Origin of the sequence: Pseudomonas fluorescens (assembly GCF_004683905.1) — a bacterium.
GTDB lineage: Bacteria > Pseudomonadota > Gammaproteobacteria > Pseudomonadales > Pseudomonadaceae > Aquipseudomonas > Aquipseudomonas putida_A.
On record NZ_CP038438.1, the window covers coordinates 2571877 to 2589687 of the forward strand.

15 protein-coding genes are annotated in these 17811 nt (G+C 59.7%); 9 read left to right on the forward strand and 6 right to left on the reverse strand.

Features of this window, described 5'->3' with window-relative positions; genetic code table 11:
* Window positions 1–98: 98 nt before the first annotated feature.
* Complete coding sequence (locus tag E4T63_RS11640; protein WP_135295518.1) at window positions 99–512, forward strand: VOC family protein; 414 nt, start codon at window positions 99–101, stop codon at window positions 510–512.
* Window positions 513–515: 3 nt separating this feature from the next.
* On the opposite strand, the gene E4T63_RS11645 is transcribed toward E4T63_RS11640, so the two are convergent.
* Window positions 516–1136, reverse strand: coding sequence for a LysE family translocator (locus tag E4T63_RS11645; protein ID WP_134786094.1), 621 nt, complete (start codon window positions 1134–1136; stop codon window positions 516–518).
* A 273-nt stretch (window positions 1137–1409) separates the two neighbouring features.
* Between E4T63_RS11645 and E4T63_RS11650 the strand changes: the two genes are divergently transcribed.
* Together E4T63_RS11650 and E4T63_RS11655 are read left to right on the forward strand one after the other, a co-directional pair.
* A complete protein-coding gene (locus E4T63_RS11650; protein ID WP_135295519.1) occupies window positions 1410–2024 on the forward strand; it encodes a biliverdin-producing heme oxygenase in 615 nt (204 codons plus the stop codon).
* On the forward strand, window positions 2021–4267 hold the full coding sequence (locus E4T63_RS11655) for an ATP-binding protein (protein WP_134786096.1): 2247 nt from the start codon (window positions 2021–2023) through the stop codon (window positions 4265–4267). Before E4T63_RS11650 ends, E4T63_RS11655 begins: the two co-directional genes overlap by 4 nt.
* A gap of 42 nt (window positions 4268–4309) precedes the next feature.
* On the opposite strand, the gene E4T63_RS28515 is transcribed toward E4T63_RS11655, so the two are convergent.
* A complete protein-coding gene (locus tag E4T63_RS28515; RefSeq protein ID WP_167797072.1) occupies window positions 4310–7993 on the reverse strand; it encodes a hypothetical protein in 3684 nt (1227 codons plus the stop codon).
* 223 nt (window positions 7994–8216) lie between these two features.
* Between E4T63_RS28515 and E4T63_RS11665 the strand changes: the two genes are divergently transcribed.
* Window positions 8217–8804 carry a LysE family translocator gene (locus E4T63_RS11665; protein WP_095139638.1) on the forward strand — a complete coding sequence of 196 codons (588 nt, stop codon included), beginning with the start codon at window positions 8217–8219 and terminating at the stop codon, window positions 8802–8804.
* 14 nt (window positions 8805–8818) lie between these two features.
* Here the strand turns inward: E4T63_RS11665 and E4T63_RS11670 are convergent, their stop codons facing one another.
* The 3 genes from E4T63_RS11670 to E4T63_RS11685 all read right to left on the reverse strand — a co-directional run bounded on the left by E4T63_RS11670 (window position 8819) and on the right by E4T63_RS11685 (window position 11076).
* Window positions 8819–9652 (reverse strand): AraC family transcriptional regulator, encoded by an 834-nt coding sequence (locus E4T63_RS11670; protein WP_135295520.1) that lies wholly within the window; start codon window positions 9650–9652, stop codon window positions 8819–8821.
* A gap of 35 nt (window positions 9653–9687) precedes the next feature.
* Window positions 9688–10191: a VOC family protein gene (locus E4T63_RS11675; RefSeq protein WP_096795948.1), complete on the reverse strand. Its 504-nt coding sequence runs from the start codon at window positions 10189–10191 to the stop codon at window positions 9688–9690.
* A gap of 216 nt (window positions 10192–10407) precedes the next feature.
* Window positions 10408–11076 carry a class I SAM-dependent methyltransferase gene (locus E4T63_RS11685; RefSeq protein WP_135295521.1) on the reverse strand — a complete coding sequence of 223 codons (669 nt, stop codon included), beginning with the start codon at window positions 11074–11076 and terminating at the stop codon, window positions 10408–10410.
* Window positions 11077–11168: 92 nt separating this feature from the next.
* Here E4T63_RS11685 and E4T63_RS11690 point away from each other — a divergent pair, with 92 nt between their 5' ends.
* The gene (locus E4T63_RS11690; protein ID WP_135295522.1) at window positions 11169–11561 is read left to right on the forward strand and encodes a GFA family protein; all 393 of its coding nucleotides are present in this window, start codon (window positions 11169–11171) and stop codon (window positions 11559–11561) included.
* Window positions 11562–11968: 407 nt separating this feature from the next.
* Here E4T63_RS11690 and E4T63_RS11695 read toward each other — a convergent pair whose 3' ends face one another.
* Complete coding sequence (locus tag E4T63_RS11695) at window positions 11969–12799, reverse strand: alpha/beta fold hydrolase (RefSeq protein WP_135295523.1); 831 nt, start codon at window positions 12797–12799, stop codon at window positions 11969–11971.
* Between the two features lie 251 nt (window positions 12800–13050).
* Here E4T63_RS11695 and E4T63_RS11700 point away from each other — a divergent pair, with 251 nt between their 5' ends.
* The 4 genes from E4T63_RS11700 to E4T63_RS11715 all read left to right on the forward strand — a co-directional run bounded on the left by E4T63_RS11700 (window position 13051) and on the right by E4T63_RS11715 (window position 17290).
* Window positions 13051–13506 (forward strand): (2Fe-2S)-binding protein, encoded by a 456-nt coding sequence (locus E4T63_RS11700; RefSeq protein WP_025111491.1) that lies wholly within the window; start codon window positions 13051–13053, stop codon window positions 13504–13506.
* Between the two features lie 14 nt (window positions 13507–13520).
* Complete coding sequence (locus tag E4T63_RS11705) at window positions 13521–15683, forward strand: xanthine dehydrogenase family protein molybdopterin-binding subunit (protein WP_135295524.1); 2163 nt, start codon at window positions 13521–13523, stop codon at window positions 15681–15683.
* Window position 15684: 1 nt separating this feature from the next.
* A complete protein-coding gene (locus E4T63_RS11710) occupies window positions 15685–16263 on the forward strand; it encodes a hypothetical protein (RefSeq protein ID WP_134786104.1) in 579 nt (192 codons plus the stop codon).
* 61 nt (window positions 16264–16324) lie between these two features.
* Window positions 16325–17290 carry a sensor domain-containing diguanylate cyclase gene (locus tag E4T63_RS11715; protein WP_134786105.1) on the forward strand — a complete coding sequence of 322 codons (966 nt, stop codon included), beginning with the start codon at window positions 16325–16327 and terminating at the stop codon, window positions 17288–17290.
* Window positions 17291–17811 lie beyond the last annotated feature (521 nt).

The window sequence follows — 17811 nt, forward strand, 5'->3', positions numbered from 1 at the left end:
TTAAATCCAGGATTTCGATGGCTCCACCGAAAAATCGACAGTGAATTTTTTCGATTCTGCACCACAATCAGCGGATCGCCGATTCGCTGGAGCCAACCATGCCACCGTTCATCATTCAACACATCGATCACATCGTCCTGCGTGTCGCCGATCTGCAACGCAGTATCGAGTTCTACCGCCAGGTCTTCGGCGCCGAGGTGGTCAGGCACAACGAACCATTGGGGCTGGTGCACCTGCGCGCCGGCACCTCGATGATCGACCTCGTCGACTTGCAAGGCGAACTCGGCAAAAAGGGTGGCGCGGCGGCCGGTGCCGAGCGGCGCAACGTCGATCACTTCTGCCTGCGCATCGAGCCGTTCGATGAATCTGCGCTGACCGAGCACTTGCAGGCGCACGGTCTGACTGTGGAAAAAGCCGCCAGACGCTTCGGCGCCGAGGGCTACGGCCTGTCGTTGTATTGCTTCGACCCGGACGGCAATCAGGTCGAACTCAAAGGGCCGTCCGAGGCCTAGGTATCACGCGCGTTTCGCCAGCAACAACACCGAAGCCGCCGCCGACAACAGCCCTGCGCAGCAACGGTTGAAGATCCGTTTGCCGCGCGGCTCGGCGAACCAGCGGCGCATGTGCAGGCCCATCCACGCGTAGGCGCCGATGGCAATCCATTCCAGCAGCAGAAACAGCGCGCCGAGCACGGCGAATTGCGCCGGCACCGGGCGGCTCGGATCAACGAATTGCGGCAGAAACGCGGTGAACAACAGGATCGCCTTCGGATTGCCCGCCGCCACCAGAAACTCCTGACGTGCCAGCCGCCAGAACCCCACCGACGCTCCGTCCATCTGCTGCTCAGCCTCGGGGTTGGCCCGCCACAGTTGCCAGGCCAGGTACAGCAAGTACGCCGCGCCAATGATCTTGATCGCATGGAACAGCCATTCCGAGGTCTGCAGCACCACCGACAGCCCCGCGCCGGCGAGGGCGATCATTGCGGCGAATGCAACGATTCGCCCGATACCGGCGGCGCAGGCCCGACGATAGCCGTAGCGGGTGGCATTGCTCACCGACAGCAGGTTGTTCGGGCCGGGGGCCATGTTCAGGGCGAAACAGGCCGGGAGAAACAGCGAGAGCGTGGCGAGATCCATGGGCTTGGGCTCCGGAAACGATGGTGCTTTTTTAGCACAGGCTGCGGGCGCCTTGACCCGTACAGTCACGCGGTGCTGTCGCGGTACAGCATCAGCAGCCCGACCATCGAGTCGAACTTTTCCGGTTGGCCGAAACTCTCAAAGGTCTGAAGGCGCTGGTTTCGTCAGAAAAATCTGTGCGCCAAGTCAGAAAAAGGCGTTTGCCGTGTAATATCCGTCCAAAGCTGCAAACACCCTGCCGGCCCCGAAGCGGCCCCACCAAGAGCGATCTACATGCAAGCAAAGGCCCGTGAAGTTTATGTGCCACCGGTGCTGCAAGATCTGCGAGCCGGCACTGCCGAACTGCACATCGCACTGGAAAAACGTCTTCCTTTTTTCTCCGATACCCTCGATTCCAACGCTTTTTTGCGGTTGATGCAGGCCTACTACGGCTTTTATCGACCGCTGGAAAGTGCACTGCTCGACAGTGGCGTGATGCCGGTCGATTTCGATCTTGCGCCACGTCTCAAGGCACCGACCCTGTTCAATGATCTGAGGGCCCAGGGTCTGTCGGTCGAGGCTATCGCCAGTTTGCCGCTGTGTCAGGCGCTGCCCGTGATCGACTCCAACGCTGCCTGTCTGGGAGTGACGTACGTGCTGGAAGGGGCAACCCTCGGCGGGCAGATCCTGCGCCGCGAAATCGCCTCGCGGTTGAGCCTGAACGCCGACAATGGCGCGGCATTCCTCGACATTTATGGCGCCGCCACCGGCCGCCGCTGGCGCGCTTTCATTGAATACCTGGGCAGTCGATCACTGGATGCGAGCGAACGTGAAGCCGTGGTTGCGGCGGCCCGAACCACATTCAGTTGTTTCGAGCGCTGGCTCGAAAGCCGGGAGGTACTGGCATGAACCCGCAAGACCAAGAAGCCTTTGAAGAACTGCTGGCCAACTGTGCCGACGAACCGATCCGCTTTCCCGGGGCAATCCAGCCCCATGGCCTGTTGCTGACCCTGAGCGAGCCGGCGCTGGAGATCATTCAGATCAGCGCCAACGTCGAGACCCTGCTGGCACGCCCGGCGCAGGAACTGATCGGCCAGCCGCTGCACGAATTGCTGGGTGAGAAGCACGCGGTGGCCGTGCGCGAGGCGTTGCAACAACCGGTATTTGCCGATGCCGCACCGCTGCACTTTCGCCTCAACGGCACCGCGTTCGAAGGTCTGCTGCACCGGCATCAAGGCGTGTTGATTCTGGAACTGGAAATCCACGTTGAAAACTTCCAGCCGCGCAACGTCGCCGGCAACCAGACCCATCTGGGGCGCATGCTCCAGCGCTTGCAAGCGGCCACTTCGCTGCAGGCCCTGTACGACATTAGCGTCAAGGAAATCCAGGCGATGACCGGTTACGACCGGGTGCTGATCTACCGCTTCGAGGAGGAGGGCCACGGTCAGGTGATCGCCGAGGCGTCCGATCCGTCGATGGAAGTGTTCAACGGCCTGTTTTTCCCGGCCTCGGACATCCCCGAGCAGGCGCGCGAGCTGTACCGCACCAACTGGCTGCGGATCATCCCGAATGCCGATTACCAGCCGGTGCCGCTGGTGCCCAAGTTGCGCCCGGACACCCAGACCCCGCTGGACCTGAGTTTCGCCACCCTGCGCAGCGTCTCGCCGATTCATTGCCAGTACATGAAGAACATGGGCGTGCTGTCGTCGATGAGCATCTCGCTGCTCAAGGGCGACAAACTCTGGGGCCTGATCAGTTGCGGCAACCGCCAGCCGTTGCATGTTCCGCACGAACTGCGCAGCGCGTGCCAGACCATCGGTCAGGTGCTGTCACTGCAGATCAGCGCGATGGAGGCGCTGGAGATCAGCCGCCAACGCGAGGAGAAAGTCGAGGCGTTGGCGCTGCTCAATCAAGCGATGATCGACTCGCCGGAAAACGTCTTCGATGGTCTGGCGCAGCAACCGCAAGTGCTGATGGCGCTGGCCGGGGCCGGGGGCATTGCGATCATCGAAGACAAGCAATTGCACCGTTACGGCAATTGCCCGGAGCCGGAAGACATTCGCGCCCTGCACAAGTGGTTGCAGGACACCGGTGAGCCGGTGTTCGCCAGCCATCATCTGGCGAGCGTTTACCCGCCAGCCGCGCAGTTTCAGCAAGTGGCCAGCGGCGTGCTTGCCATGAGCCTGCCCAAACCGGTGGACAACGGGGTGATGTGGTTCCGTCCCGAGGTCAAGGAAAACATCAACTGGAGCGGCGACCCGCGCAAACCGCTGGATCTGGAAAATTCCGACGCCGGCCTGCGTCTGCGTCCGCGTACTTCGTTCGAAATCTGGAAAGTCGAGATGGCTGGAATCTCCACCAAATGGAGTCACGGTGATCTGTTTGCGGCCAATGACCTGCGCCGTTCGGCACTGGAAAACGACCTCGCCCGTCAGGTGCGCCGTGAGCAGGAGGCGGTGCGCGCCCGTGATGAACTGGTAGCGGTGGTGTCCCACGACTTGCGCAACCCGATGACCGTGATTTCCATGCTCTGCGGCATGATGCAGAAGACCTTCAGTTCCGACGGCCCGCACACCTCGCGGCGCATCTCCACGGCTATCGACACCATGCAGCAGGCAGCTGGGCGGATGAACACGCTACTGGAAGATCTGCTCGACACCTCGAAGATCGACGCCGGGCGCTACACCATCGCCCCGCAGACCCTGGATGTCGGGCAGATGTTCGAGGAAACCCAGTCGCTGCTCGGGCCACTGGCGATGGACAAGGACATCAATATCTCGTTCGAGGCCGATCCCGACCTGAAAATCCACGCCGACCCGGAGCGCCTGTTTCAGGTGCTGTCGAACCTGATCGGCAACGCGATCAAGTTCACCCCGCGCAAAGGTTCGGTGGGCGTGTTGGCCAAGTCTGACGGCAAAGAGATCGTGTTTACCGTGCGCGATACCGGCGAAGGCATTCCCAAGGAAAACCTGGCGCGGGTGTTTGATCGCTACTGGACGGTGAAGGAGGGCAACCCGACCGGAACCGGACTGGGCTTGTACATCACGCAGGGGATTGTTGAAGCCCATGGCGGGCGGATCGAGGCCAGCAGTGAGCCGGGTGAGGGCACTGAGTTTCGGTTTACCGTGCCGGCGATGCTCTCCGGGGAATGAAGAAATCCGTGCCACGTTAAACGGGGCACGGATTTTGAGTGGTTAGCCCAGATCGCTCAACGACATGAACACGTGTTTCGGCATCGGTACAAATCGATTGTTGCGCAGTTGGCTGATCGCATACACCGCGCTGGCGGTACGACCATTGCCGTCGCCGAAGCCTTGAAAACCGGCGATGGCCGCCAGCAAGTGTTTGTCGACATGCTCATGGGCGGCATCGAGCGTCTTCAGATGTTGTTCCAGCGAAGCATAACCGCTGATGCTGCCACCATATTTTGTTGGCTGTCCTACCTCGCGCACAGACTCCGCCAGTTGAGGCACCAGTCGAGCGTGGATCTCTTTGACCACGTTCGCATCGGTGAGCGATTTATTGTTGCTCGTATACTCGCGCAGGATCGCGACAATGTGCTCCAGTTCGTTGTCGGAGGACGAACCCTTGACCATCCAGGCTCCGGCTCTCTGCGCATTGTCGGTGAAACCCTGCGGGTTGAACGCCGTTTCGGGCATCACGTCGCTGTAGGGTGGCTTGCCCAGATCCGTCTTCAAGACGCTTTGCTGATGATTCTTCAGATAGATGACTTTCCTGGATTCAAGCTCGGCCATTGATCCAAGTATTTCCGAATAGTCACCAGCTTTTGTAGTGAACTTTGTGCCGTTGAACCGGGGGCCTCTGCTTTTGGTGAAGCTGATCAGTACGTCGTTCGCCGCGGCATGACCTATTAACGATTCCAGTTGCTGGAATCCCTTTGAGGACTGAGTCGCTTCCCTCGTTGCAGCGTTGAACAGATGCTGCAGTTCTGTCGCATTGCCGCCCTTGGGTATGGAAACAACGTCCTGGCTCAGGCGTGTGACGAGCTGTTCGACTGTTTCGAGTGCATCATCCTTGAACAATGCCCGTGCATGCGCCAGCGTCGGCAACGTCATGCGAATCTCCGCTGCAACTCCGGTCTTGCTCAGGGCCTTGACCAGGTCGTACGAGCCGCTGCTGGTACTGCTCAGCGCTCGGAGTTGTCCGGCTCCGGCCCGGATGACGGTATGGCCGAAATGGCTGAGTTTCATCACGCCTTTGCCGACCAGTCTGGCGCCACCGTAAACCAGCTTCGGAACGCCATCGAGCGGATTGAACACCGACAGCGCTACGCTTGCGCCGACCTTGCTCAGGCTTAACAGTCTTGTACTGCTGCCCAGCGCCTTGCTGAACGGCCCCAGCGCTCCGGCAAAGACGAAAAGGATCGCGGTCAGGTCCATCACGCAACTGAATATGGCGCCGCTGCGAAGATCCGGGTCACTGGAGGACAGGCCCCTGATGCATTGGCGGAACGGGATGACGACGTCGAGAATGGTTTCGGTGATGTTGTCCCAGTCATCAAGATTCTTCTCCAGGGCGGTTTTGTCGTAACTGATTGCATAAAACTGATCGTAATGGGTCGGCGGATTATGTTCGGCAATGATTTCGCCGATCTTGTTGAAACGTTCCGAGTTGAAACTGTGCATAGGGCTACGCGTAAAGGGTAGCGCGTCGTCAGGCTCATCGAATTCGGCAAAGCGTTCGAGAATGATGCCCGGCCTGTCTCGCAGCTCCTCGCCCAAGGGGGCCTGGCCTTCGAAGTAGGCGGTTTTTTCGATTCGCGTATGAAGATACGTCAGCGACTTGAAGTCGTTGTCGCCGTTCGGCCCTTCGGTAAACCATCCGATCTCATCGAGTGTCTGGCCGCGGACGTAGGCCTCAGCAAGAGCCGGATTATTGCGGCAAATGCCTTGCAGGGGGAATATTTCAAAACAGTAAAACTGCAATCCATACTTGCAAAACAGCAGGGTGCCGAAGCGCGCTGTTTTACGTGGATCAAAAGGCACAAAGCTGCTGTTTATCGGGGTTTGTATGGAGAATTCGCGAACGATGAATATGGCTGCCTTGCCAAATTCAAGTGCCATCCGTTCTTCCCGTGGCAGTCGTGAAAGTGTCAGGCGCATAGTGGTGTTGATGGCCGCTTTGTATTGCTTGAAGTATTCTTTTACTTTTGCCTTGTAAAGGTCATTGATTGGTTCGAGTCTCAGCAGATCCGGATGTGCCTTGTAGATACTTGTGCCGGATTGCCTGTCATAGTCCTTTTTGAACAACAGGTTGCGCGTCATATAAACATCAAGTACGGAATGATAGTTGCGTTTGAATCCGTATTCGACCGGCAACGATATTTCTGTCGTCGGATCGCAATCAATGTCGTACAGCTCGGCTTTCGCCAGCTTGCGCCGACTGACCGGTGGGGTGGCGAGCGTTGTCAGTGCGGCGCTGATCGCGTCGAGGTGGGCGTTGTATTGGCTGGCTGCCTGCTTGAACAGTTCCTGGGTTGGCAGTTCATTGGCATTTTCCGGTTCCAGGCCATTCAGCATCGACCAGTCCATGATGCCTTGCAGGTTCGCCCAGTCATGCAGGGTCTGCTGTTGCGCACTGGTGGGCAAAATCGCGCCCAATTCAAGCAACTTGTCATAGGACATCTGACTGGACAGGCCCGGCGCGACGCTCTCGGCCAGACTTACCGATTTGCGCAGAATTACCCAACCAGGCGTGCCGATCTGCAGAGTTGCGGGTGTCCTGACCAGGAACTCAGGTGCAAGTCCGGCGAGGATCAGTTCCAGCGTCATGGGAACTGCATATTCCTTGATACGTCGGCGTCCGAGTGCCTGTTCCAGTGCCAGGTTGACCTCATGGGAGGTAGCCTGCACGTAACCTGGGTTATAGATATTCTGCTCGATGAAGTTCTGGTTCTTGTCTTCGCGACCCAACGACAAATCCAGCATGACCGCTGCGACCAGCAGGCGACTGCGCTGCGCTGTGCTCAGCACAGTCGCATTGGCCATGGACGGTCCATTCAACGCTTCAAGGCAGGACTGGACGAAAGCTTTGGCTTCTTCGGTCTCGATCAGCAGTGCCCAGGCGCGACGCGGGTATTCACGCAGGGCTGTCGGCGTCTCTTTCTTGAGCAGTGCGCCCGCCAGATAATTGATCAGCGGTTCCGCGCGCGGCTCGCCCTTGTCCATCAGCTTATGGATGACCTGGTAGATAGCCGATTGCTGATCTTCGTCGATGCACAGCTCTGTTGCGCCGGTTTCGTTCGATATCCCCCAGTAGTTGCCATGCGTGGGCGGCAGCGGCAACGTCAGTTCGAGCCAGGCAATCAGGTTTTGCAACTGGTCTGCGGTCTCGGGCAGGTTCAGTTGCTGGAACTGCAGCCAGTTGAGCAAGGGCAGACGGTCGCTTGAAGACACGATGCCGCCTGTCATGACTGCACTGCTGGCCAGCAGTTGCAGGTCGGCTTTCAACGAATCAATCTCGTTGATCTGCTGGGTGATATCAATGCGCTCGATAAACGTCCCGACAGTTGTTTCGATTTCATGGACTTGAAAGATTTCGCCCTTTTTATTGACCAGTGTCCAGTTGTCATCATTGATTTCTAACGTATCGACGATTGCAACGAATTGTGGCTGACGTACCAGTTGGCGCAGGACGATGTGTGCCGAAAAATGCGCTTGATTGAATAGACTTCCCTCAAGAGTCGATATGCACAGTTGTTTGTTATTAACACGGTTGGTGGGGTAGGCATAGTTGTCGCTGGCCTTGGCCTTTTCCCACTTTTCGAGCATGGCTCTCATTGTCTGCGCAATATCACGTCGCTCAAGTTGCTCACTTGATAGAGGTGCTGGGGTAAAAAGATTGGTTGAAGTCGTCATTGGGTGTCAGTCCATCCATGGCTATATAGGTGGGTCAATAAACGGGTACCGCGAAGATTTGTTTTCGCGTGGCGACTATATCGGCGCAACCAGGGTTTGTTTTGCAGTATTGGTTTCAACGTATGTTTCGTGTCGGTCGATACGAGGGCAATTTTGTTCAATACAGCAGGCCGTGCCTTAGTTAGCCTGAGTCTCTTTCTCCCCACTCTGCAGCAGGTGCGTAATGAGTCTGATTGTGTCGATGGCGGCGTTTGCGCTGGTGGCGTCCATAACCCCGGGGCCGGTGAATATAGTGGCGCTGAGTTCCGGTGCGCAGTTCGGCTTTCGGGCCAGTCAGCGGCACGTGGCAGGAGCGACGCTGGGTTTTGTGCTGTTGCTGGTGCTGATGGGCCTGGGGCTGCATGAGGTCCTGAAACTGTGGCCATTTCTGACCCGGGTGGTGCAATTGGCCGGGGTGGCGTTTCTGTTGTTCATGGCCTGGAAACTGGCTGCCGATGACGGCCAGTTGCATGCCGGCGAGGCGGGTCGGGCGCCGTCGATGTTGTACGGCGCGGTGATGCAATGGCTCAACCCGAAAGCCTGGCTGGCGTGTGTGGCAGGGATGGGCGCGTTTGTCGCCGATGGCGAGGCACGGCTGGTCTGGCAGTTCGCCGCGGTGTATCTGGTGATCTGTTATCTGTCGGTCGGTTGCTGGGTCTATGCCGGGACGTTTCTGCGTGGGTATCTGGGCAATCCGAAGGGGATGCGCCTGTTCAATCGGTTGATGGCCTTGTTGCTGGCGGCGAGCGCGGGTTATCTGCTGTTGCCGTGAGCCCGGCGCCAGGATCAGCCGCGATATTGGCCGGGAGTCGCCGCCAGATGCTGTTTGAATGCGCGCTGAAAATGCGCCTGATCGGCAAACCCTGCCTCCAGTGCGACATCAGCAATCAACTGGCCGCTGCGCAGACGTTCGCGGGCGAACTGGATGCGCTGGTTGACCACAAACGCGTGCGGAGTCATGCCGTAATGCTGCTTGAACGTACGGATCAGATACGACGGTGACAACTGCGCCGCCGTGCAGATGTCCTCCAGGCTGAGCAGGTCAGTGCAGTGTTCGCGAATGAAGTCGGCGGCGCGTTCGAGCTTGAAATTCGGTTCGCGCAACGGTGGTTCAGCCGGGTTCAGGCGAAGTTGCAGATCGCTGAAAAACTCCACCGCTGCGCTGTGTTTGCGCAGTACGTCCTGCTGCTCGTCGACAAGGGTGGCGTAAAGCCCTTGCAGGTCACGAAACAGTCGCGGGTCATCCAGATGAGTAGTGGAGAACCGCCGAAACTCCAGCTCGGCACTGAACCCCAGTTGATGCTGCAGATCCGTCAGCCACGGCGTCTCGACATACAACATCAAGTACGACCACGGCTGATCATCGAGTGGGTTGCAGGCATGCACGTCGCCCGGATTCATCAGCACCACGGTGCCGGCGGCGACTTCAAACGTCGATTGCTCATGCACATAAATGCTCCGTCCGGCGGTGATCGCGCCAATCGAAAAATGCGCATGGGAATGGCGCGAGTAGCAGACCTCACGGCCATCGGCGATGGCCCGTGCCTCGATGAAGGGCAGAGCATCGTCGCGCCAGAAGCGAGGGGCTTTTTCAGGTTTTTTGGCGGCAGCGTGTTTCATCGTTATGGTTCCCGGCAGGCCAGAACCGGAGTGTATTAGCTCTGGCCGGCAAAGGCCCGCTCCAGTTCGGCGATGTCGAGTTTTTTCATCTTGAACATGGCCTGCATCGCCCGTTGCGACTTGCTGGTGTCGGGGTCCAGCATCATGTGCATGAACGCCACCGGCACGATCTGCCACGACACCCCGAACTTGTCCTTGAGCCAGCCGCATTGCTGGGCCTCGACCGGGCCGCCTGCCGACAGATTGCCCCAGAAGTGGTCGACTTCTTCCTGATTCTGGCAATTGACCTGAAACGAAATGGCCTCACTGAACTTGAACATCGGCCCGCCGTTGAGGCCGGTGAAGGTCTGGCCGTCGAGTTCGAAACTGACGGTCATCACCGCGCCTTCCGGCTTGCCGTGAAATTCCTGGCCGACCTTGCTGTAGTGGGTCAGGCCGGTGATTTTCGAATGATCGAAGATCGAGCAATAGAACTTCGCGGCGGCTTCGGCCTGATCATCGAACCACAGGCACGGTGTGAGTTTTTGAAAGCGTTGCATGGCAGTCATCCTCGGCAGGTTAGACACGCAGGATTTACAGCGTAGTCAGTCCTTGGTCGAATGGCGGTGCCGTAGATCGACAAGTGCGGCGCTTGCTGACAAACCCTGTAGGAGTGAGCCTGCTCGCGAAAGCGTCGGCACATGCGGCAACGAGCCTGTCAGACACTCCGCATTCGCGAGCAAGCTCGCTCCCACAAGGGGTTCGAGTCGCCCCGGTCAGCGCCGTTCGGCGATCAGCAACAGCGACTGCGGCACCGGGCTTTGCGGATGCTGCGGCTCTTGCAGGCTGACCAGGTGAAACCCGGCCATGTCCAGCGCGTTGCACCAGCTCGACAGCGTGCGGAAATACCATGGCATCGGCTGCCACTGGCCCTTGAACCCGGCGAAGGACTCTTCACGCCAGCCATCCTGATAATCGCCGGCCGCCACGGCCCACGGATGCAGGGTCTGAATGATCATGGCGCCGCCCGGAACCAGCAACGCATGCATTGCGGCGAGCAATGGAATGATGTCCTGATGCAGCAGCGAGAAGTTGGCGCAGATCAAATCGTAGTCACGGCCAATATCAATTTCGGTGTCGACCAATGCCGCATAACTGGCCACATGTACCTTGGCCGAACCGGCCTCGCGTGCAGCTTCTATCAAGGTCGCATCGCCATCGACGCCCGCCGCATCGATACCGCGATCCGCCATCGCCCGCAACATCCAGCCTTCGCCGCAACCCAGATCCAGCACGTGTTCCGGTTGGCGGCCCATGATCGCCAGCAGGATCGCCTGATCGGTGACCTGCTGACGGCTTTCGATGGCACCGCTGCGGATCGCGTCGATCCAGGCATCAGCGTTGGCGTGCCAGCTTTGCAACAAGATGGATTCGTGGGAGGGCATGGAGCGGTCTCCGGTAAAGGCCGATAGTGGGCGTTCACTTGTACGGCTGCTATGTTCAAAGGCTTAACAGAGTCTGGCAGAGGATGGACACCATGAACTCATTAACTGGCGGCTGCCTGTGCGGCGATTTGCGTTTCGAAGCATCAGGCCAACCTTACCGCGTCGGCATCTGCCACTGCCTCGACTGCCGCAAACACCACGGCGCGTTGTTTCATGCCTCGGCGATATTTCCCGAGAATGCGGTGACCGTCAGCGGCAAGACCGGCGAGTATCAAGGGCGAGTGTTCTGTCCGCGCTGTGGTTCGCCGGTACTGGCGCGTTCGGGGGATGAAATTGAAGTGAATGTCGGCTCGCTGGACGCGCCGAACCAGCTCAAGCCGACTTATGAACTGTGGACTGTACGGCGCGAGTCATGGTTGCCGGCGCTGCCACTGGCGCACCACTACGAACGTGATCGCGAACGCACGGGGCGCACCGAGGAATAGCAAAAAGTCCGGGCAATACCGAGTCCCCCGGTGGGAGCGGGCTTGCTCGCGAAAGCGGTGGTTCAGCCAACTCGATATCGACAGACCGATTGCCTTCGCGAGCAAGCCCGCTCCCACAGGATTTGTGTTGGATAGATAGAATTGTTTGCACCACCGACCTTGGTGGGAGCGGGCTTGCTCGCGAAAGCGGTGGTTCAGCCAACTCGATATCGACAGACCGATTGCCTTCGCGAGCAAGCCCGCTCCCACAGGATTTGTGTTGGATAGATAGAAGTGTGTACACCACCGACCTTGGTGGGAGCGAGCTTGCTCGCGAAAGCGGTGATTCAGTCAACCTGATATCGACAGACAGATAGCCTTCGCGAGCAAGCCCGTTCCTTCAGTGGAGTCAGCTGACTTCGGTTATTTCAGCCACGAATAAACGCCAGCAAATCGGCATTGATCGTCGCCGCCTCAGTCGTCGGCATCCCGTGCGGAAACCCCGGATACGATTTCAGCGTGCCATTTGGCAGCAGTTTCGCCGACAAAGGCCCCGAGTTCGCATACGGCACGATCTGATCATCCTCGCCGTGCATCACCAGCACCGGCACGGTGACCTTCTTCAGGTCTTCGGTGAAATCGGTCTGGGAGAAGGCGACGATCCCGTCGTAATGTGCCTTGGCGCCGCCGATCATGCCCTGACGCCACCAGTTGCCGATGATCCCCTCGGAAGGCTTGGCGCCCGGGCGGTTGTAGCCGTAGAACGGACCAGTGGGAATGTCGCGATAGAACTGCGCACGATTGGCCGCCAGTTGCGCCTGAAAATCGTCGAACACCGATTTCGGCAATCCACCGGGATTGCTTTCGGTCTGCACCATCAAAGGTGGCACCGCGCTGATCAGCACGCCTTTGGCGACGTTGTCCTGACCATGCCGGGCGATGTAGTGGATGACCTCGCCGCCGCCGGTGGAGTGGCCGACATGCACCACATTCTTCAGCCCCAGATGCGTGACCACCGCCAGCGCATCGTCGGCGTAATGGTCCATGTCGTGGCCATCCCAGACCTGGCTCGACCGTCCGTGACCTCGACGGTCGTGAGCAATCACCCGAAAGCCCTGGGCCAGAAAGAACAGCATCTGCGCATCCCAGTCATCCGAGCTGAGCGGCCAGCCGTGGTGGAAGTGGATCACCGGGGCGTCCTTCGGGCCCCAGTCCTTGTAGAAAATATCGACGCCGTCTTTGGTGGTGACAAATCCCATGTTCGCGACTCCTGAGCATTGTGATGGGTTACCGCGCTCGTCGCAGACCGGTCGTGAGGGTTCGGATAAGCGCCGTTATCAGCCAGAGGATTAAAGTCGACATTTTTGCGATAGGGCATGACCGGTGGTCGCCACGTCTGGCTTCACGCGCAAATTAGGCTTTGCTGAAAGGGATAAGCCGAGGCGCGCACAGGCTTCGATGGCCGTAGCGACGCCCCTTCAGAACACCGTGAGTCTGAGGAAAATCCCCGATGCTGACCTTGAATATCAATGGCAAGGATCAGGAACTCGATGTGCCGGCCGACATGCCGTTGCTCTGGGTCCTGCGTGACGTTGCGCACCTGACCGGTACCAAATTCGGCTGTGGCATGGCCCAGTGCGGCGCCTGCACCGTACACGTCGATGGCGCACCATTGCGTGCCTGTATCACGCCCGCCACCGCCGTGGCCAACGGGCAGAAAATTCTCACCATCGAAGGCCTTTCGACCGATGGCTCGCACCCGGTGCAGCAGGCCTGGGCCGAACTTGATGTGGTGCAGTGCGGCTACTGCCAGTCGGGGCAGATCATGTCTGCCGCCGCGCTGCTGGCGAAAATCCCCAAGCCCACCGACAGCGATATCGATCAGGCGCTCTCCGGCAATATTTGCCGCTGCGGTACCTATCCGCGAATCCGCGCGGCTGTGAAACGTGCGGCCGAGATTGGCTGATTGGGAGACAGACGATGAACAGTCCTGTATCGCGTCGCGGATTTCTCAAGGGCAGTGCCGTGCTGGGTGGCGGTCTGGTGGTGGCGTTCGTCGTGCCTGGTGCCCATCGTTTTGCTCTGGCGGCGGAAAATGAAGGCAAGGTCTTCGCGCCGAATGCGTTTTTGCGCATTGCCGCCGACAACAGCGTGACGGTGTTGCTCGGGCACTCGGAAATGGGTCAGGGCATCTGGACCGGTCTGACCATGCTGATCGCCGAAGAACTGGACGCCGACTGGTCGACGATCCGCGTCGAACACTCGCCGGCCTCGGCGGCCAATTACGGCATGCCCGCGTTTGGCGGGATGCAGATTACTGGGGGCTCGACCTCGACCTGGATGGAGTTCGACCGTTACCGGCTGGCCGGGGCCACGGCGCGGCAGATGCTGGTGGAAGCGGCGGCCAAGCGCTTCAACGTCGCTGCGTCGACGATTCGCACCGAGTCCGGCGTAGTGATCGCCGGCGATAAACGCGCGACGTACGGCGAACTGGCGGACGCCGCCGGGCAACTGCCAGTGCCGGATCCAAAGTCGATCACCTTCAAGGAGGCCAAGGACTGGAAAGTCATCGGCAAACCGACCAAGCGTCTCGACACCCCGGAGAAAATCACCGGCCGCGCCAAGTTCGGCATGGACGTGCAATTCGAGGGCTTGATGACCGCGATGGTCGCCCGTGCGCCGGTGTTCGGTGCCACGGTCAAATCCTTCGAGGGCGCCGAGGCACTGGCGGTGCCCGGTGTGCACAAAGTGGTACAGGTGCCGACCGGTGTGGCGGTGATTGCCGACCATTACTGGGCGGCGAAACTTGGTCGCGATGCGCTGAAGGTCGATTGGGATCTCGGGCCGCACGCTGACCTGAGCAGCCAGGGCCTGCTCGACAGTTTCCGCAAACTGGCAGCGACACCGGGCACTTCCGCCAGTCAGGCTGGGGATCCGAAAGGCAACTTCGACAAGGCGGCGAAGAAAATCGACGTCGAATACAGCGTGCCGTATCTGGCGCATGCGCCGATGGAACCGCTGAACTGCACAGTGAAGATCAGCGCCGAAAAGTGCGAGATCTGGACCGGCACGCAATTCCAGACCCTCGATCAGATGGTCGCCGGCAAGATCACCGGACTCAAACCGGAACAGGTGGAAATTCACACCGAATTTCTCGGTGGCGGCTTCGGGCGGCGGGCCAATCCGACCTCGGACTTCGTCGCCGAAGCGGTGCAAGTGGCGAAAGCCGCCGGGCTGCCGGTGAAAACCGTGTGGTCGCGGGAGGATGACATTCGCGGCGGTTATTACCGCTCGATGTTCCTGCATCAGGCGCGCATCGGCCTCGACGGGCAGGGCATGCCGCTGAGCTGGCAGCATGTGCTGGTCGGCCAGTCGATCATGGCCGGCACCATGCTCGAACAGACCATGGTCAAGAACGGCATCGACGCGACTTCGGTCGAAGGCGTGGCTGACAGCCCGTATATCAAGGGCCTGGCCCATCAACAGGTCGAGCTGCATTCGCCGCAGACCGGGATCAATGTGCTGTGGCTGCGTTCGGTGGGGCACAGCCACACCGCGTTCGTCATGGAGTCGCTGATCGATGAGATGGCCACGGCGGCGGGCAAGGACCCGATCGAATATCGACGCACCTTGCTCAAGGACCATGCGCGGCATCTCGGGGTGCTGAATCTGGCGGTGGAGAAGGCCAACTGGACAGCGCCGTTGCCTGACGGGCATGCATTGGGCGTGGCGGTACACGAGTCGTTCGGCAGTTATGTGGCGCAGGTGGCCGAGGTCTCGCAGGACAATCTGGCGATTCGCGTGCACCGCGTGGTGTGTGCGGTGGATTGCGGGATAGCGGTCAACCCGCAGAGCATCGCGGCGCAGATGGAATCGTGCATCACCTTTGGCCTGGGCATGGCGCTGCACAGCAAACTGACGCTCAAGGATGGCGCGGTGGTGCAGTCCAATTATCACGATTACCAGGTGCTGCGGCTCAACGAGATGCCGCTGGTCGAGGTGCATATCGTGCCCAGCAGCGACAAACCCGGCGGCATCGGAGAGGCCGGTGTTCCGCCCACCGCGCCGGCGGTGGCCAACGCGGTGTATGCGCTGACCGGGCAACGCCTGCGTGAACTGCCGCTGCAACTGTCGGGGGGGTGAGATGAAACGACATCTGCTGTTGGGCACGGTGATACTGCTGGGGCTGGGCGGCTACGCCTCGGACCTGTTCGCCGATGATCAGGAAGCGCTCAAGGCGTTCGGCACGGTGCAGAAGGTGTTCCAGAGCCCGCGCTGCCAGAACTGCCACATCCCCGGCGACTCGCCGCTGCAGTTCGATGCGGGCAAACCACACGCGATGAATGTGGTGCGTGGCATGGACGGCAAGGGCGCCGCCGGTTTGCCCTGCGCCACCTGCCACGCCGAGAGCAATCCGCCGGCCAGTTATGGCCCGCATGCACCTCCGGGAGCGCCGCACTGGAGCTTGCCTCCGGCGGCGCACAAGATGGCGTGGATCGGCCTGCCGCCGGACAAGTTGTGCGCAATGATCAAGGATCGTTCGAGCAATGGCGACCGTGATTTCGCCGCGCTGATCAAACATGTCAGCGACGACAAACTGGTGTTGTGGGGATGGAATCCCGGGGCAGGGCGCACGCCGGTACCGGTACCGCATGACATTTTTGTGGCCCAGTTCAAGCTTTGGGCCGATGCTGGCGGGCCATGTCCGGTGGCGGGCGGTTGAGTGTGTGAGTCGCTGGCGAATCAAGCTACTCTAACGGTCATTGACCCTGATGGAGTGCGTGATGCTGGCCCCGATCAAACCCGCCAATGAAGCCACCCGAATTCAAGCGCTGCACGGCTTGAAGGTTCTTGATTCGGCGCCGGAGGAGCGTTTTGACCGGCTCACGCGGCTGGCCAAACGCCTGTTCAACGTGCCGATTGCGCTGGTGACGCTGGTGGACAAGGATCGGCAGTGGTTCAAGTCGTGCGTCGGCCTCGAGGTCAACGAAACCCCGCGTGATGTGTCGTTCTGTGGGCACGCGATTCTTCAGGACGAATTGCTGCTGGTGCCTGATGCCAAGCAGGACAAGCGCTTTCATGACAATCCGCTGGTCACCGGCGAGCCGAAGATTCGTTTCTACGCGGGCTACCCGCTGACCGTGCCCAACGGCAACAAAATGGGCACGTTGTGCCTGATCGACACCAAGCCGCGTGAACTCGACGACGAGGAGCGTGCCCTGTTGCGCGATCTCGCCGGCATGGCCGAGCAAGAGTTGATGGCGGTGCAGATGGCAAGCATGGACGAGCTGACGCTGCTGTCCAACCGCCGCGGCTTCAAGACCCTGGCCCAGCATGCGCTGGACGCCTGCAAACACCGGGACAAACCGGCGACGCTGCTGTTTTTCGATCTCAATGACTTCAAACAGATCAATGATCGTTACGGCCATGCCGAGGGCGACAGTGCGCTGAAGACCTTTGCCGATGTGCTGCGCATCGCTTTTCGCGAGAGCGACGTGGTCGGGCGCCTGGGCGGTGACGAGTTCGTGGCGCTGCTGACCGGCTCCAGTCACGTCGAAACCACAGCGATCATGGCGCGGCTCAAGGAAATCCTCGACGAGCGCAATGCGATGTTGCAGCGCGGCTACGAGATTCGCTTCAGCGTCGGCCAGATCGAATACGATCCGCAACGCCATGAAACGGTGGATCGACTGCTGGCCGATGCCGACGAGGCGATGTATGCGCACAAGCAGGCGTTGAAACGGCGCTGATTCAGGCCTCATCGCTGGCAAGCCAGCTCCCACAGGTTTATCGGGTGCTCACAAAATCCAGATACACCGCAGAAACCTGTGGGAGCGGGCTTGCTCGCGAAAGCGTCCGCTCAGGCGATATCCATGTTGAATGTGCCGGCCTCTTCGTGAGCAAGCTCACTCCCACAGGTTTATCGGCTGCTCACAAAATCCAGATACACCGCAGAACCCTGTGGGAGCGGGCTTGCTCGCGAAAGCGTCCGCTCAGGCGATATCCATGTCGAATGTGCCAGCCTCTTCGTGAGCAAGCCCACTCCCACAGGTTTGTCGGCTGCTCACAAAATCCAGATACACCGCAAAACAGTGTGGGAGCGGGCTTGCTCGCGAAAGCGTCCGGTCAGGCGATATCCATGTTGAATCTGCCGGCCTCTTCGTGAGCAAGCCCACTCCCACAGGTTTATCGGGTGCTCACAAAATCCAGATACACCGCAGAACCCTGTGGGAGCGAGCTTGCTCGCGAAAGCGTCCGGTCAGGCGATATC

What these genes read in the sequence shown, in the direction of transcription:
- E4T63_RS11640 (WP_135295518.1), top strand. Translation starts at nt 99, where the DNA reads ATGCCACCGTTCATCATTCAACACATCGATCACATCGTCCTGCGTGTC.
- E4T63_RS11645 (WP_134786094.1), bottom strand. Translation starts at nt 1,136, where the DNA reads ATGGATCTCGCCACGCTCTCGCTGTTTCTCCCGGCCTGTTTCGCCCTG.
- E4T63_RS11650 (WP_135295519.1), top strand. Translation starts at nt 1,410, where the DNA reads ATGCAAGCAAAGGCCCGTGAAGTTTATGTGCCACCGGTGCTGCAAGAT.
- E4T63_RS11655 (WP_134786096.1), top strand. Translation starts at nt 2,021, where the DNA reads ATGAACCCGCAAGACCAAGAAGCCTTTGAAGAACTGCTGGCCAACTGT.
- E4T63_RS28515 (WP_167797072.1), bottom strand. Translation starts at nt 7,993, where the DNA reads ATGACGACTTCAACCAATCTTTTTACCCCAGCACCTCTATCAAGTGAG.
- E4T63_RS11665 (WP_095139638.1), top strand. Translation starts at nt 8,217, where the DNA reads ATGAGTCTGATTGTGTCGATGGCGGCGTTTGCGCTGGTGGCGTCCATA.
- E4T63_RS11670 (WP_135295520.1), bottom strand. Translation starts at nt 9,652, where the DNA reads ATGAAACACGCTGCCGCCAAAAAACCTGAAAAAGCCCCTCGCTTCTGG.
- E4T63_RS11675 (WP_096795948.1), bottom strand. Translation starts at nt 10,191, where the DNA reads ATGCAACGCTTTCAAAAACTCACACCGTGCCTGTGGTTCGATGATCAG.
- E4T63_RS11685 (WP_135295521.1), bottom strand. Translation starts at nt 11,076, where the DNA reads ATGCCCTCCCACGAATCCATCTTGTTGCAAAGCTGGCACGCCAACGCT.
- E4T63_RS11690 (WP_135295522.1), top strand. Translation starts at nt 11,169, where the DNA reads ATGAACTCATTAACTGGCGGCTGCCTGTGCGGCGATTTGCGTTTCGAA.
- E4T63_RS11695 (WP_135295523.1), bottom strand. Translation starts at nt 12,799, where the DNA reads ATGGGATTTGTCACCACCAAAGACGGCGTCGATATTTTCTACAAGGAC.
- E4T63_RS11700 (WP_025111491.1), top strand. Translation starts at nt 13,051, where the DNA reads ATGCTGACCTTGAATATCAATGGCAAGGATCAGGAACTCGATGTGCCG.
- E4T63_RS11705 (WP_135295524.1), top strand. Translation starts at nt 13,521, where the DNA reads ATGAACAGTCCTGTATCGCGTCGCGGATTTCTCAAGGGCAGTGCCGTG.
- E4T63_RS11710 (WP_134786104.1), top strand. Translation starts at nt 15,685, where the DNA reads ATGAAACGACATCTGCTGTTGGGCACGGTGATACTGCTGGGGCTGGGC.
- E4T63_RS11715 (WP_134786105.1), top strand. Translation starts at nt 16,325, where the DNA reads ATGCTGGCCCCGATCAAACCCGCCAATGAAGCCACCCGAATTCAAGCG.